Below are 14,889 nucleotides of genomic sequence, written 5' to 3' on the forward strand. Positions count from 1 at the left end.
GTCAAAGCGGTTATGGTCATATGAGGATGGCGATTCACGTAGCTTACAAGCTCTGCGCCCGCATAACCGCTAGCGCCCACAATCAGCGTATTCAACATCGGGTTCCTTTATGCTCAACGTTAATGTATTTTTATTCACATTTACTGCATGAATATTGATACTATCACGACCTAAGGTGTGTCAACAATGAAAATGAATTTACCGCCATTTATCGAGATCTACCGCGCCCTGATAGCCACGCCATCGATCAGCGCCACGGAAGAAGCGCTGGATCAGAGCAATGCGTCTTTAATCAATCTGCTGGGCGGGTGGTTTGGCGACCTCGGGTTTAACGTAGAGATCCAGCCGGTGCCGGACACGCGCAATAAATTCAACATGCTGGCCAGCATTGGCCAGGGTGCAGGTGGCCTGCTGCTGGCCGGACATACCGATACGGTGCCTTTTGACGATGGCCGCTGGACCCGCGACCCCTTCACTTTGACCGAGCACGACAACAAGCTCTACGGCCTCGGCACGGCGGACATGAAGGGCTTCTTCGCCTTTATTCTTGATGCGCTGCGTGACGTGGACGTAACGAAGCTGAAAAAGCCGCTCTACATCCTCGCGACTGCCGACGAAGAGACCAGCATGGCGGGGGCGCGCTACTTCTCTGAAAACACCGCGATTCGTCCGGACTGCGCCATTATTGGCGAACCGACGTCATTGCAGCCGATTCGCGCCCACAAGGGCCATATTTCCACGGCGGTACGGGTGCTGGGTCAGTCGGGCCACTCCAGCGATCCGGCGCGCGGCGTCAATGCTATCGAGCTGATGCACGATGCCATTGGCCGCCTGATGCAGCTGCGCGACGCCCTGAAAGAGCGCTATCACTTTGAGGCCTTCACGGTACCTTACCCGACGCTGAACCTCGGCAGCCTGCACGGCGGCGATGCCTCAAACCGCATCTGCGCCTGCTGCGAGCTGCATATGGACATTCGTCCGCTGCCGGGGATGACGCTAAACGATCTCAACGGTCTGGTGAACGACGCGCTGGCACCGGTGAGCGAGCGCTGGCCGGGGCGTCTGAACGTCGCCGAGCTGCATCCGCCCATCCCGGGCTACGAATGCCCGCCGGATCACCAGCTGGTGCAGGTGGTGGAGAAGCTGCTCGGCACAAAAACCGACGTAGTGAACTACTGTACCGAAGCGCCGTTTATCCAGACGCTCTGCCCGACTCTGGTGCTCGGCCCTGGCTCCATTAATCAGGCACACCAGCCGGATGAGTATCTGGAGACGCGTTTTATTAAGCCTACCCGGGAGCTGATTACCCAGGTTGTGCACCACTTCTGCTGGCACTAACGCGCTGCCCTCTCCTGCGGGAGAGGGTAAAAAATCGCTCTTACCATAAGTTCTACTTATTTACTTCAAAGCGAATTAAATTTCGTAAATTACGCACGTTTATTCGTTTGCTGAACCGATTTCGCCGCAATTGACGCACGGGTTTTTACGTGGCTTTATAAAGAACAACTGAGAAAAATGTCCGGCAGGTTTCAGATACAGGGCATTTAAAATTGAGATGGGGTGTCTGGGTTAACATGAACGAACAATATTCCGCTTTGCGTAGTAATGTCAGTATGCTCGGCAAGCTGCTGGGAGAGACCATCAAAGAGGCGCTGGGAGAGAACATTCTCGATCGCGTTGAAACGATCCGTAAGCTGTCTAAATCCTCACGCGCTGGCAACGAAGCTAACCGCCAGGAGCTGCTCACCACGCTGCAAAATCTGTCGAATGACGAACTGCTGCCGGTGGCCCGCGCCTTTAGCCAGTTTCTGAATCTGGCAAATACTGCCGAGCAGTACCACAGCATTTCGCCGCAGGGCGAAGCGGCCAGCAACCCGGAAGTGATTGCCCGCACCCTCAGGAAGCTGAAGGATCAGCCCGATCTCAATGAAGCCACCATTAAAAAAGCGGTGGAGTCGCTGTCGCTGGAGCTGGTGCTGACCGCGCACCCGACAGAGATCACCCGCCGCACTCTGATCCACAAGATGGTCGAGGTCAACAACTGCCTTAAGCAGCTGGATAACAAAGAGATCGTCGATTACGAGCGCAACCAGCTGATGCGCCGCCTGCGCCAGCTGATTGCCCAGTCCTGGCATACCGACGAGATCCGTAAGCACCGCCCAAGCCCGGTTGACGAAGCCAAGTGGGGTTTTGCGGTGGTGGAAAACAGCCTCTGGGAAGGCGTGCCGAACTACCTGCGCGAGCTGAACGAGCAGCTGGACGAGAACCTCGGCTATAAGCTGCCGGTGGATTTTGTCCCGGTGCGCTTTACCTCCTGGATGGGTGGCGACCGCGACGGTAACCCGAACGTCACTGCAGAGATCACCCGCCACGTGCTGCTGCTGAGCCGCTGGAAAGCCACCGATCTGTTCCTGAAAGATATTCAGGTGCTTATCTCCGAGCTGTCGATGGTGGAGTGTACCGATGAACTGAGCGAGCTGGTTGGCGAAGCGGGCGCAAGCGAGCCGTACCGCTATCTGATGAAGGGCCTACGTGGCCAGCTGATGGCGACCCAGACCTGGCTGGAAGCGCGCCTGAAGGGCCAGCGCCTGCCGAAACCGGCTGGCCTGATTAGCCAGAACGAGCAGCTGTGGGAGCCGCTCTACGCCTGCTATAAATCACTCCAGGCCTGCGGGATGGGCATCATCGCCAACGGCGAGCTGTTGGATACCCTGCGTCGTGTGAAGTGCTTTGGCGTGCCGCTGGTGCGTATCGACGTCCGTCAGGAGAGCACCCGCCACACCGAAGCGCTGGGCGAGCTGACCCGCTATCTCGGCATTGGCGACTACGAAAGCTGGTCTGAAGCCGACAAGCAGGCATTCCTTATCCGCGAACTGAACTCTAAGCGTCCGCTACTGCCGCGCAGCTGGGAGCCAAGCAACGAAACCCGCGAAGTGTTCAACACCTGTAAAGCGATCGCTGATGCGCCGCAAGGCTCCGTTGCCGCCTATGTCATCTCAATGGCGAAAACCCCGTCCGACGTGCTGGCCGTGCATCTGCTGCTGAAAGAGGCCGGAATTACCTTTGCTCTGCCGGTTGCGCCGCTGTTTGAAACCCTCGACGACCTGAATAACGCCAACGATGTGATGACCCAGCTGCTGAATATCGACTGGTATCGCGGCTTTATTCAGGGCAAGCAGATGGTGATGATCGGCTACTCCGACTCGGCGAAAGACGCGGGCGTGATGGCAGCTTCCTGGGCGCAGTATCAGGCGCAGGATACGCTGATCAAGACCTGTGAAAAAGCCGGCATTGAGCTGACGCTGTTCCACGGTCGCGGCGGGTCCATCGGCCGCGGCGGCGCACCGGCCCACGCGGCGCTGCTCTCTCAGCCGCCGGGCAGCCTGAAAGGTGGCCTGCGCGTAACCGAACAGGGCGAGATGATCCGCTTTAAGTACGGTCTGCCGGAAGTCACCGTCAGCAGCCTGTCGCTCTACACCAGCGCCATTCTGGAAGCCAACCTGCTGCCGCCGCCGGAGCCGAAAGAGGAGTGGCGCCACATCATGGACGAACTGTCGGATATCTCCTGTGAGATGTATCGCGGCTACGTACGTGAAAATGAAGATTTCGTTCCCTACTTCCGTTCCGCCACCCCGGAGCAGGAGCTGGGCAAGCTACCGCTCGGCTCGCGTCCGGCGAAGCGCCGTGCCACCGGCGGCGTTGAATCTTTACGCGCTATTCCGTGGATCTTCGCCTGGACGCAGAACCGTCTGATGCTGCCTGCCTGGTTAGGCGCGGGTGCCGCGCTGCAAAAGGTGATGAAAGAGGGTAAACAGAGCGATCTGGAGACCATGTGTCGTGACTGGCCGTTCTTCTCCACGCGTTTGGGGATGCTGGAGATGGTCTTTGCCAAAGCCGACCTCTGGCTGGCCGACTACTACGACCGCCGCCTGGTTAAACAGGAGCTCTGGCCGCTGGGTAGCGAGCTGCGCCAGCTGCTGGAAGAGGATATCAAGGCGGTGCTGGCCATCGCCAACGACTCGCATCTGATGGCCGATCTGCCGTGGATTGCCGAGTCTATCCAGCTGCGTAACATCTACACCGATCCGCTCAACGTGCTGCAGGCCGAGCTGCTGCACCGCTCGCGCCAGGCAGAAGAGGAAGGTAAAGAGCCGGATCCGCGCGTGGAGCAGGCGCTGATGGTGACCATTGCCGGCGTTGCGGCCGGTATGCGTAACACCGGTTAACGCCTGCCCTCTCCGCTTCCCCTGCAATCGGGTGGGGGAAGCGGCTATTTTGTTATCCCCGCCTCGTTAAGGTTAACTTAAGCAACGCTGCTTAATCTCTGCGCGCTACTCCAGCGACTTTGATAAGGCACGTTTTTGTTATGCTCCCCACATCCTCTCCGGCGAAGGCCGCTTTTAGCTGGGCTGCCCTGTTATGGGCCTTGCTTTACGTCTGCTACTTCTCTTCCGTCCTGCAGGTAGCCATTATCATCACGGGTTATAGCGGCACCACGGGTCTGCGTGACTCGCTGCTCTTTAGCTCCCTGTGGCTTATTCCGCTGCTGCTTTTCCCCCGACAGATCCGCATCACGGCGGCCGTCATTGGCGTGCTCCTGTGGCTTCCTTCGCTTGCTGCGCTGGGCTATTACGTTATTTACGGCCAGGAGTTCTCTCAGAGCGTCCTGTACGTCATGTTTGAGTCCAACGCCAGCGAGGCCAGCGAGTTCCTGAGCCAGTACTTTAGCCTGAAGCTGGTGCTGGTGGCGCTGGGCTATACGGCGGTGGCTATCTTCCTGTGGACACGCCTGCGCCCGGTCACGGTTCCGACGCCGTGGCGCTGGCTGGTCTGCGTTGCCATCCTCTATGGGCTGATCGTTAACCCACTCGCACATAAGGTGCTGGTTCAGAAGAAGAGCGTCAAACGCGCGTTGATCAGCCTCTCGGGCCGTCTTGAGCCCGCCGCCCCATGGCAGTTTGTCTCGGGCTACGTTGAATATCGCCACCAGCTGGCGAGCCTGACCAGGCTGTTAACCAGCAACAGCGCCCTGCCGCCGCTGGCGAACCTGCAGGACAGCTCCGGCAACGCGCCACGTACGCTGGTGCTGTTGATTGGCGAGTCAACGCAGCGTAACCATATGAGCCTCTACGGCTACCCGCGTGAAACCACGCCGGAGCTGGATAAGATGCATAAAACCGACAAGAACCTGACGGTCTTCAATCACGTAGTGACGTCGCGCCCCTACACCATTGAGATTTTGCAGCAGGCGTTGACCTTTGCCGACGAGAAAAACCCGGATCTCTACCTGACCAAACCGTCGCTAATGAACATGATGAAGCAGGCCGGGTACAAGACGTTCTGGATCACCAATCAGCAGACCATGACCGAACGCAATACCATGCTGACGGTGTTCTCACAGCAGACGGACAAGCAGTTCTATATGAACCAGCAGCGCACCCAGAGCGCGCGCGAGTACGACACCAACGTGCTGGATCCGTTTAAGAAGGTGCTGGCCGATCCTGCACCGAAGAAGTTCATCATCGTGCATCTGCTGGGTACCCATATCAAATACGCCTACCGCTATCCGCAACAGTGGAACACTTTTGATGGCAAAACCGAGGGCGCACCGGCAGGCCTAAGCCCGGAGCAGCTGGCGTCGTATAACGACTACGACAACGCTAACAGCTTCAATGACCACGTGCTGGCCAGCCTGATCGACGACTACAAAGCCACCGATCCCAACGGCTTCCTGCTCTACTTCTCCGATCATGGGGAAGAGGTCTACGACACGCCGCCGCATAACATTCAGGGGCGTAATGAAGAGGCCCCGACGCGGCATATGTACACTATCCCGTTTATTCTGTGGACCTCGTCGTCCTGGCAGGAGGCGCACCCGCGCGACCTGGCCGCCGACGTTGACCGCAAATACAGTAGCTCGCAGCTGATCCACACCTGGTCCGATCTGGCAGGGCTGCGCTACGACGGCTTTGATCCCACCCGGTCGATCGCCAGCCCGCAGTTTGTGCAGGCCACGCGCTGGATTGGTAATCCGTATAAGAAAAACGCCCTACACGACTATGATGCCCTGCCGTTAGACGTACAGCAGAGTAATTAAAAAGGCACACAACCAATGGTTGAATAGCGCTGTATTGTACAATACACTGGATACTGTAATGAGTGACGCATGGAAAATCGCCGATGCCATGCAGACCGCCGTAAGGCGGACCGATGAGGAGAACGCTGGACAAGGGATTTATTCGCATTGAGTTGCGGAGAGTCGTCCAGGGTGGCGTACCTCCATTTATTACATGCTATTTTTTCTTAATAGCTTTGATCTTGGCCTCGGTTGCGTGATACGCAGTTACCGGGGCCAAATCATTTTCAGAGACCTGTAAAATTGCCATGCCGTAGTATGCCTGCCCTTTAATACTCGACAGCCTTTTGGAAGCGTTCAACATCACGCTCTGCATGTTTCGGTCTTTATTCAGAGCAATCTCGCTGCACGTGCTAAACGATGCGCTAATTAGCTCTGCTACCTGTACCCAGTTCAACCCATCTCCAGCGCGCGATGCCAGTATATGCTGGATGTGACGCGGATAGATCGTGATACCCTGACATGTCTGGTGCGGCCATCCGTTTACCTTGCAAATGACATTAAGCTGGTTGAATTGCTTTCTGGTTAGCAGATAGGTAAACAGCGGACGATCCCATTCCTCCTGCATGATTTTCTTGCCAGCACTGGCGATACGGTAGATCTGCTGAGTGTAAAACCCGATCGCATCCTGCAAGGCGTCATCTCCCTTCGCCATAAGACTCTCCATCGAAAATGATGGGCATATCTTAATTTCCCGAGGGGTCTTTCTTTTAGATGCAGCGCAATAAGATGAAGAAGAAGGCATTCACAGAGGAGGGTTTCTTTTGTAGGCCCGTGCCAGCGTAGCGCCGCCGGGCAAAAAAATCCCCGCTTTTGCGGGGATTGTCATACGTAGCGTTTAGCGCAGATCGAAACGGTCGAGATTCATCACCTTCACCCATGCGGCGACAAAATCCTTCACGAACTTCTCGTGGCCGTCGTTGCTGGCATACACTTCCGCCAGCGCCCGCAGAATGGAGTTAGAACCAAACACCAGGTCGGCACGGGTAGCGGTATGTTTCACCTCACCGCTCAGGCGATCGCGCCCCTCAAACAGCTCAGAGCTATCATCGGTCGCCTTCCACTCGGTGCGCATATCCAGCAGGTTAACAAAGAAGTCATTGGTGAGAACGCCTACGCGCTGGGTAAAGACGCCGTGCTGGCTGCCGTCGAAGTTAGCTCCCATCACGCGCAGGCCGCCTACCAGCGCCGTCAGCTCCGGCGCGGTCAGCGTCAGCTGTTGCGCTTTATCAATCAGCAGCGACTCCGTGGTCGAGGTGTCGAGCGCCGTGCGGTAGTTACGGAAACCGTCGGCAATCGGCTTCATCAGCTCAAACATATCGATATCGGTCTGATCCTGGCGAGCATCCACGCGACCCGGTGCGAACGGCACATCAATAGCAACGCCTGCCTCTTTTGCCGCCAGTTCAACGCCGACCACCCCAGCCAGAACGATAATATCCGCCAGCGACGCCTTGTTTGCCGTGCGCTGAATCGCCTCCAGTACCGGCAGGACACGAGCCGCCGTTGCGTTGACTTCCCAGTCACGCTGCGGAGCCAGCGCCAGACGCGCACCGTTCGCACCGCCGCGCTTATCGCCACCGCGGAAGGTCGAGGCAGAAGCCCAGGCAACCGACACCAGCTCGCTTACCGAGAGGCCAGAGGCGGCAATCTCAGCCTTCAGGCTGGCAATATCGTCCTGTGAAGGGTTAAAGATTGCCTGCGGCAGCGGGTCCTGCCAGATCAGATCTTCTTTTGGCACTTCCGGGCCGATGTAGCGCGCTTTTGGCCCCATATCACGGTGCGTCAGCTTGTACCAGGCCCGGGCAAAGGCTTCGTTGAAAGCCTGCGGATCGTTCAGGAAGCGACGGGAGATCTTCTCGAACTCGGGATCGAAACGCAGCGTCAGGTCGGTCACCAGCATGGTGGGCTTACGCTTTTTCGCCGGGTCGAAGGGATCGGGAATAATTTCCGGGGCATCCACCGCTTCAAACTGGATCGCGCCCGCCGGACTGCGGGTCTGCACCCACTCATACTTGAACAGGTTCTCAAAGAAGTAGTTGCTCCACTGAGTTGGCGTCTGCGTCCAGACCACTTCCAGCCCGGAGGTGATGGCATCCGCACCGCTGCCGCTGCCGTAGCTGCTGCTCCAGCCCAGACCCTGCGCTTCGATAGGCGCGGCTTCAGGATCGACATCGACGTGCGTGGCCGCCGCCGCACCGTGGGTTTTGCCCAGCGTGTGACCGCCTGCAATCAGCGCCACGGTCTCCTCGTCATTCATCCCCATGTTGCCGAAGGTGGCACGAATGGCCGCAGCGGCCGAGATCGGCTCGCCGCTATGGTCCGGACCTTCCGGGTTAACGTAGATCAGACCCATCTCGGTTGCGCCCAGCGGCGCTTTTGCCAGCGCTTCGGGGTGACGATGCTTCAGCCAGGTTTTTTCATCGCCCCAGTTAACGTCCAGATCCGGCTCCCATACATCTTCACGCCCGGCACCGAAACCAAAGGTGCGGAAGCCGGAGTTCTCCAGCGCCACGTTACCGGCGAGGATAAAGAGGTCGGCCCAGGAAATTTTCTGGCCATACTTCTGCTTAACTGGCCACAGCAGACGACGGGCCTTGTCCAGACTCACGTTATCAGGCCAGGAGTTGAGGGGTGCAAAACGCTGCTGGCCCCGGCCTGCGCCGCCGCGACCGTCGATAGAGCGGTAGGTTCCCGCGCTGTGCCATGCCATACGAATAAACAGGCCAACGTAGCTACCCCAGTCCGCAGGCCACCACGGCTGTGAATCGGTTAGCAACGCTTTGAGATCGCCTTTTAGCGCGGAGTAGTCGAGTTTGCTGAACTCGTTGCGGTAGTCAAAGTCTTCGCCCAGCGGATTAGAGCGGTTTGAGTGCTGACTCAGAAGGTCAACGCGGAGCTGTTTCGGCCACCAGTCGCGGCTGGTTGTCCCCGCCCCGGCGCTGCGATCGGCGCCGCCCTGGTGAAACGGACATTTGCCTGTGGAAAGTGTGTTGTGGATATCGTCTGATGCACTCATCTATCTGCTCCCAATATGGTTTTACCGTTACGATATACACCACTCTTGATGAGAGATAGTTGAATTCATCCACAGATTTGATAGTTAAATCCGACTGTTTTTATTAGTAATTAAGTGGCAGATATGGATGCTGACAATAGCATTCATCACCCATATCAATTGGACAATAAAAAACCGCCGAAGCGGTTTTTACAGTGCCGGACGCACGCCCAGCGTGTGGCAGATAGCGTAGCTCATTTCGGCGCGGTTTAGGGTATAAAAGTGGAAATCCTTCACCCCTTCGCGGCTGAGGATTTTCACCATGTCCATGGCGATGCTTGCCCCTACCAGCTTGCGGGTTTCGGCATCGTCATCGAGGCCATTAAACATCTGCGCCATCCAGGAAGGGATACGCACGTTGGTCATGTCGGCAAACTTCTTCGCCTGCTTGAAGTTAGAGACCGGCAGAATGCCTGGAATGATCTCGACATCAATGCCGGTTGCCGCGCAGCGGTCGCGAAAGCGCAGATAGCTCTCAACGTCGAAGAAAAACTGGGTGATCGCCCGACTCGCACCGGCGTCGACTTTACGTTTCAGATTCAGCAGATCCGCCTGGGCGCTTTTTGCCTCCGGATGCACTTCAGGATAGGCAGCCACAGAGATATCAAAATCGGCGACCTCTTTAAGCAGGGCAACCAGATCGGCAGCGTACATATCCGGTTTGCCGCCGTTTGGCGGCAGATCGCCGCGCAGAGCCACAATATGGCGTATACCGTTGTTCCAGTAGTCCTGGGCAATAGCGCGCAGTTCGTTACGGGACGCGTCGATACAGGTCAGATGCGGCACGGCCTCAAGCCCGGTACGATCTTTAATGCCCTTGATGATGCTATGCGTGCGGTCGCGCTCGCCGGAGTTTGCACCGTAGGTCACCGAGACAAACTTCGGCTTCAGGCTGCTTAAGCGATCGATGGAGTGCCATAAGGTCTGTTCCATTTCACTGGTGCGCGGCGGGAAAAATTCAAAGGATACGTTAATCTGCCCCTGCACTTCTGCCAGGCTCTGATTCAGGGCTTCCCGCTGGTTGGCGTGAAAAAAACTCATACCTTACCTCATCAATCGCGTGTCTTGGTTGTTGCGTTGTAAACATCTATCCATTTAGACGTCTGGATGTAAAAATGCCGCAAAAGCGGGCAGGCGTCAACAGAAAAATCAGCACAAAAAGTGAGTAATAATCAGGAGAGGTGAAAAAAATTCAACTTATGCTCTGAGCGCATTTTGCCTAATGCCTGACCATTTATGACCTGTATGGCTCCAGATATTTGTTTGAATAATGTGGAAACCAGCGGGGCAGCATCTCTCTCAGCCCTGTCTTTACCGACCACACCATTAAACAAGGATCTATTATGTCTACTGTAAGAAGGTTACGTTCTGATATTGCTCCACATAATAATCAACTTTCAGCGCTTATCTATTATGTAGCTGATACCGACCTGATGGTTAGCTATACGGTTCACGGTAAAACAGAAGATGCCAGCGGAGATTTTAATTACGTTGGTAATACGCTCTATAACCATACTAAACCCATAGAGGTTCCTGTTATCGGCTTATACCCACAGTGGAACAATCAGGTAACCTGCCGCTTCTATGATGAGAGTGGCAATCTTATTGCTACAGATGAGATCTCTATCAGTACCGAGCATCAACACTATCGCGATGATACTGTCTTTAATATTACCTTGCAGGAGCAATCGGCCGGAGCGATTAATAACGTCTGGGGTAATAGCTGGATGGTCACGTCTGAATTTAACGCCTACGACAGAAACGGCGATCTGCGTATGTATTTTATGCAGCCCTACAGCAACGAGATGCTCCAGGCCATTGATGGTTACCTGTATATCGGCAGCCATGAGGATGAGGCGTGGTATGGCCGTCGATTCTTTAAAATTGATATCCTTGGCCGTATTGTTTACGAATTTAACCTCTCTGATAGCGATGGTAATCGTTATGCCAATACCCATGAGGTGATCAATGATACAGAAGGGTTTATCTATATGCTCGCCACTGATAACCCTAATCGTTCAACCAATACCGCGAAGCAGGATGCCAGCCTGCTTAAATACAATAACTACACGGGTGAGATAGTCTGGAGCCGTAATTACAGTCAGCAGTTTATGGGAACCACCATCATCGATAATGGCTATACCAACGATGTGCATCTGAACTCACTCAGCTATCTTCCCGAGCTGAATCAAATTGTGGTCCATTCACGCGCCTGTAGCGTAACGTTTGGCGTTTCGCCCGATAACGGCGATATTTTATGGACGATCAACTCATCCTACAACCCTGACTTTGGCGGGATCGTGCCCCATTTAGCTTGGCCAACGGACGGCTCTTTAGAATATGAAAACGGGGCGCATACGGTATTCCTGACCACTAACGCTGCATTTAGTGAATATACCGATCTGGCAAAGGGCAAATTTGTCCTATCGATGCTCAATAATAAAGCCAGCCTCGACGCCAACGGCAACCCTGTTGTTCGCCTGATGGAAGCTCCTGAAGATAAAAACACCTGGGAATATACGCCTCTGGACGTTCTGTTTTACGCCGTCGATCTTCAGGCGCAAACCGTTAGCCAAGTGGCGAAATACAGTTTCGGTGAGGATCAGGTCACTCAGTGGATGGGAGGCGTTTTTGAGTATGGTGATAACTACACGCTATTCACGAACGAATCAAAAACATTTTTTGTCTTCACCCCGTCGGGAGAGATACTTATTAAGGCCAATGATACGCTTGCCGCAGGCGTATTAAGCTATCGCGCCCGCCTATTTAGCTCAGACGAGCTTACCTGTCTTATCGCGACAGCCCAACGTTAGCGAGAAAAAAGCCGGCCTCTTTTCAGGCCGGCAACCTATCATGATTTTTTTATATCTTTGACGCGCATACCTTTGAGCTGCTCGTCAGTCACCGTGTGGCCTGCTTTAAAGTAGTCTACGACGGCATTAGAGACGTAGTAGCCTCCAGATGTATTCCGCGCTTTGCCCTCGGTAAATGCTGCGAAGCCGTCGCCGCCGTCGGCCAGGAAGCTATTGGTGGCAATATGGTAGACGGCGGCATCCTCTATTGGCTTGCCGTTTAGCGTCAGAGCTGTTACCCGCTGACCTACCGGTTTACTGCTGTCGTACTGCACCTCCAGCCCTTTAGAAACCTGTAATATGCCGTTGCTCAAACCAGCGCCGTGCTCCATTAAACTGCGCAGTTGTTGTCCGGTTAGATCCATTGTTACCAGCTCATTAGGGAATGGGAAAGTGCTAATAATGCCTCCCATCGTTACCGCGCCCGCTGGAATTTCGTTGCGTATCCCACCCGAATTGGTTAATGCCAGTTGGGTATTTTTGCCAGCAGCATCCATAAGCGCGTCAGCGGCCAGGTTGCCCAGAGACGAGGACTCGCCATAGGCTCGGGTCAGTTCAACCGGCGCCTCGGCTACCGTCTGCTGTACAACGTTATCAAGCTGTTTATTCCAGCCATCAATGACCTGCTTCGTTTGTGGATCCGGCGTCCACTCATCAGCATAGATAGTCTTTAGCGTAAAATCCTTCACCGTAAACTGATGTGGCTTCTCTTTGTAATCCAGCACCAGCTTGCCGACATCAATCCCCCCACTATCGGTTGAAAGGATCAGCGTCTTGCCGACTTTTATCGGCTCAGGCGTTCCGACGTGGGCATGTCCGGTAATAAGAATGTCCAGCCCTTTCACCTGACCTGCGGTCTGAACGTCTTTATCCAGTGCCCGACGCACATCGGTGCTGCCATAGCTGGATTGGCGCGCTGGTACGCCTTCATGAATCAGTGCCACGGTGAGATCGACTTTACCCTTCAACTCATTCAGATAACGCTGCAGATATTTAATCTCATCCCTCGCTTCAATGCCGACGCGCGTTGAAGCAGACACCGTATCGTTAAATGCAAATTTACCGTGCAGGCCGATAACGCCTATTTTCACGCCATCTTTTTCAATGATGGTATAAGGTTTATCCCACAACATCTTACTGCTGTTCTGATAGAAGATATTACCCTGCACCACCGGGAATTTCGCCTGGCTAAGCTGTAATAGCGTGTTGTCCCAGCCATGGTCAAATTCATGATTGCCCATTGTAACGGCATCAAACTGCATGGTATTCATTATATCGATAATAGCCTTGCCCCTGGTCAGGCTGCTGATATACGGGCCGGTAAAATAGTCGCCAGCATCAAAGAACCATGTCGCTCTGTTTTTGGCTTTCTCCTGCTTAACCAGCGTAGTGATATTAGCCCAACCACCAATATCACGTTGACCATTGGCAATCCACGGTACTTTATAGGGTTCGACATGAGCATGGAGATCGTTGGTATAGATAATGGTGACATCTTTAGCGCATGCCCACAGGGGCAGCGTCAGCAAAACACCGGCAGCAATTACGTTGACTTTCATAAACAGCTCCTTTCTGTCATATAAAGCACCGCTACATTACGTTGTGAAGCGCTTTTTTATGTGAAAGCAGTCACACCCATTCTTGATAGTTACGCGAGAAAATCAACAATGCTTTTAAATCGTTGGTGGCGCTATGTTCTCTTTATTTACTATTAATACCTGTAAAACCGCTGGCTGTCGTAATTTAGGGCTGGCATCCTCGCCGGATTATATTTGGCCTGATTATCGATTGGGTTATCCCGCTCTCCATTGCCGGGCATGCGGGAGTTACTCTCCGTTATTTAACGGTAACGCATTCCAACGCTGGGTATCAGTCTGTTTATCGCGATATGCCAAAGAGCACGGCCATTTTTGCCCGCGCTGCTATCAAACCGCTATTATTCACTATGGGCATAACCCCAAAGGGACACAGCGCATTCAATGCCAACACTGTAAAAAAGTCTGGACGCCTAAAAAGCAGCGTCTGAAATCAGCGCCTGCGCCAGAAGCCATATGCACCATTCCGCTTATCGTCCCTTTTCAGGGCGCGCGCGCCAATCAACAACTCTATTTTTTGTTAAGCTTCGATTCTGTAAGCGGCAACGTTATTCATACTTCCAGTAATTTCACTCCCCATCAGGCAGGCTTATCCCTGCACTACCGCTGGCAAGGGACCCTATGCGCTCAGCCTGAATATAAAGATATTATTCAGCGCGTTTCGCTAAGAGAAAGGCAATTTTTACAGCGCAGCCAGTTTGATGAAATCCAGTACGGAGCAGCATCCATGAAGCGCAATGCTCATGGCGCCATCCTCCGCCCGGTTATTACTGCGCATGGTCATTTTCGTGTCTTACGGCTCCTGTTTCCGGACGTTAAAACACACCTCGTTGCCCACGAATGTTTTTTGCGCGGCGCAGCGATCACCGCATGGGCAGAGCTGTTTCGTTATCGTCTCGCATCGCTGTGGTTTATTGATGAGGAGATAGATGACGAGGCGTGTCCGGCATGTTGGCAGCTATTGGGCAAAATAAATCAAGGATGGTGGCAAAACCAGTGGCAGATCTGGGGGCAGGAAAATAATCGGAAAATGGTCTGCCTGCTGGCAGGTGGCGCTCAGGATAAGGGCGCGACGCTAAACCTGGCGGCCAGCCGACGTTTTACTGCCTGGCTACAGCAGCAGCCGGCGTTTCAGCAGAGCGCTCAGTTCTCTGCGGCCCGCGTCACCGACATCATAAGCGTTTTGGCCAGCAAATATAATTCACTCCTGCGTTGAGTGCGGTAAAACTTCGTTTCACCGCATTCAAC

10 protein-coding genes are annotated in these 14,889 nt (G+C 54.4%); 5 read left to right on the forward strand and 5 right to left on the reverse strand.

What is annotated here, in order from left to right:
• Nucleotides 1-98, reverse strand: a 98-nt coding sequence (locus RTP97_RS16045) for a hypothetical protein (protein ID WP_312415483.1), incomplete at its 3' end; no start/stop codon positions are given.
• Between the two features lie 88 nt (nt 99-186).
• Here RTP97_RS16045 and argE point away from each other — a divergent pair.
• From argE to RTP97_RS16060, 3 genes are all read left to right on the forward strand, one after another.
• Nucleotides 187-1,338, forward strand: coding sequence for an acetylornithine deacetylase (argE, locus tag RTP97_RS16050; protein ID WP_312415410.1), 1,152 nt, complete (start codon nt 187-189; stop codon nt 1,336-1,338).
• A 236-nt stretch (nt 1,339-1,574) separates the two neighbouring features.
• Nucleotides 1,575-4,226, forward strand: coding sequence for a phosphoenolpyruvate carboxylase (gene ppc, locus RTP97_RS16055; protein WP_312415413.1), 2,652 nt, complete (start codon nt 1,575-1,577; stop codon nt 4,224-4,226).
• Nucleotides 4,227-4,366: 140 nt separating this feature from the next.
• Nucleotides 4,367-6,097, forward strand: coding sequence for a phosphoethanolamine transferase CptA (locus RTP97_RS16060; protein WP_312415415.1), 1,731 nt, complete (start codon nt 4,367-4,369; stop codon nt 6,095-6,097).
• Between the two features lie 196 nt (nt 6,098-6,293).
• Here RTP97_RS16060 and RTP97_RS16065 read toward each other — a convergent pair whose 3' ends face one another.
• The 3 genes from RTP97_RS16065 to metF all read right to left on the reverse strand — a co-directional run bounded on the left by RTP97_RS16065 (nt 6,294) and on the right by metF (nt 10,235).
• Nucleotides 6,294-6,791, reverse strand: a complete 498-nt coding sequence (locus tag RTP97_RS16065) for a hypothetical protein (protein ID WP_312415416.1) — start codon at nt 6,789-6,791, stop codon at nt 6,294-6,296.
• A 183-nt stretch (nt 6,792-6,974) separates the two neighbouring features.
• A complete protein-coding gene (gene katG, locus RTP97_RS16070; RefSeq protein WP_312415420.1) occupies nt 6,975-9,155 on the reverse strand; it encodes a catalase/peroxidase HPI in 2,181 nt (726 codons plus the stop codon).
• 189 nt (nt 9,156-9,344) lie between these two features.
• Nucleotides 9,345-10,235 (reverse strand): methylenetetrahydrofolate reductase, encoded by an 891-nt coding sequence (gene metF / locus RTP97_RS16075; RefSeq protein ID WP_312415423.1) that lies wholly within the window; start codon nt 10,233-10,235, stop codon nt 9,345-9,347.
• A 302-nt stretch (nt 10,236-10,537) separates the two neighbouring features.
• Between metF and RTP97_RS16080 the strand changes: the two genes are divergently transcribed.
• The gene (locus RTP97_RS16080; RefSeq protein ID WP_312415425.1) at nt 10,538-12,007 is read left to right on the forward strand and encodes an aryl-sulfate sulfotransferase; all 1,470 of its coding nucleotides are present in this window, start codon (nt 10,538-10,540) and stop codon (nt 12,005-12,007) included.
• A gap of 38 nt (nt 12,008-12,045) precedes the next feature.
• Here RTP97_RS16080 and RTP97_RS16085 read toward each other — a convergent pair whose 3' ends face one another.
• Nucleotides 12,046-13,605, reverse strand: coding sequence for a bifunctional UDP-sugar hydrolase/5'-nucleotidase (locus RTP97_RS16085; RefSeq protein ID WP_312415427.1), 1,560 nt, complete (start codon nt 13,603-13,605; stop codon nt 12,046-12,048).
• A 133-nt stretch (nt 13,606-13,738) separates the two neighbouring features.
• Between RTP97_RS16085 and RTP97_RS16090 the strand changes: the two genes are divergently transcribed.
• Nucleotides 13,739-14,857 carry a cytoplasmic protein gene (locus RTP97_RS16090; protein ID WP_312415429.1) on the forward strand — a complete coding sequence of 373 codons (1,119 nt, stop codon included), beginning with the start codon at nt 13,739-13,741 and terminating at the stop codon, nt 14,855-14,857.
• Nucleotides 14,858-14,889: the final 32 nt, after the last annotated feature.

The organism is Pseudescherichia sp. (assembly GCF_031998825.1).
In the GTDB taxonomy this organism is placed as follows: Bacteria; Pseudomonadota; Gammaproteobacteria; order Enterobacterales; family Enterobacteriaceae; genus Pseudescherichia.

Excerpts from the sequence above, each read along its gene's own strand:
- argE (WP_312415410.1), top strand. The coding sequence starts at position 187 with ATGAAAATGAATTTACCGCCATTTATCGAGATCTACCGCGCCCTGATA.
- ppc (WP_312415413.1), top strand. The coding sequence starts at position 1,575 with ATGAACGAACAATATTCCGCTTTGCGTAGTAATGTCAGTATGCTCGGC.
- RTP97_RS16060 (WP_312415415.1), top strand. The coding sequence starts at position 4,367 with ATGCTCCCCACATCCTCTCCGGCGAAGGCCGCTTTTAGCTGGGCTGCC.
- RTP97_RS16065 (WP_312415416.1), bottom strand. The coding sequence starts at position 6,791 with ATGGCGAAGGGAGATGACGCCTTGCAGGATGCGATCGGGTTTTACACT.
- katG (WP_312415420.1), bottom strand. The coding sequence starts at position 9,155 with ATGAGTGCATCAGACGATATCCACAACACACTTTCCACAGGCAAATGT.
- metF (WP_312415423.1), bottom strand. The coding sequence starts at position 10,235 with ATGAGTTTTTTTCACGCCAACCAGCGGGAAGCCCTGAATCAGAGCCTG.
- RTP97_RS16080 (WP_312415425.1), top strand. The coding sequence starts at position 10,538 with ATGTCTACTGTAAGAAGGTTACGTTCTGATATTGCTCCACATAATAAT.
- RTP97_RS16085 (WP_312415427.1), bottom strand. The coding sequence starts at position 13,605 with ATGAAAGTCAACGTAATTGCTGCCGGTGTTTTGCTGACGCTGCCCCTG.
- RTP97_RS16090 (WP_312415429.1), top strand. The coding sequence starts at position 13,739 with ATGTTCTCTTTATTTACTATTAATACCTGTAAAACCGCTGGCTGTCGT.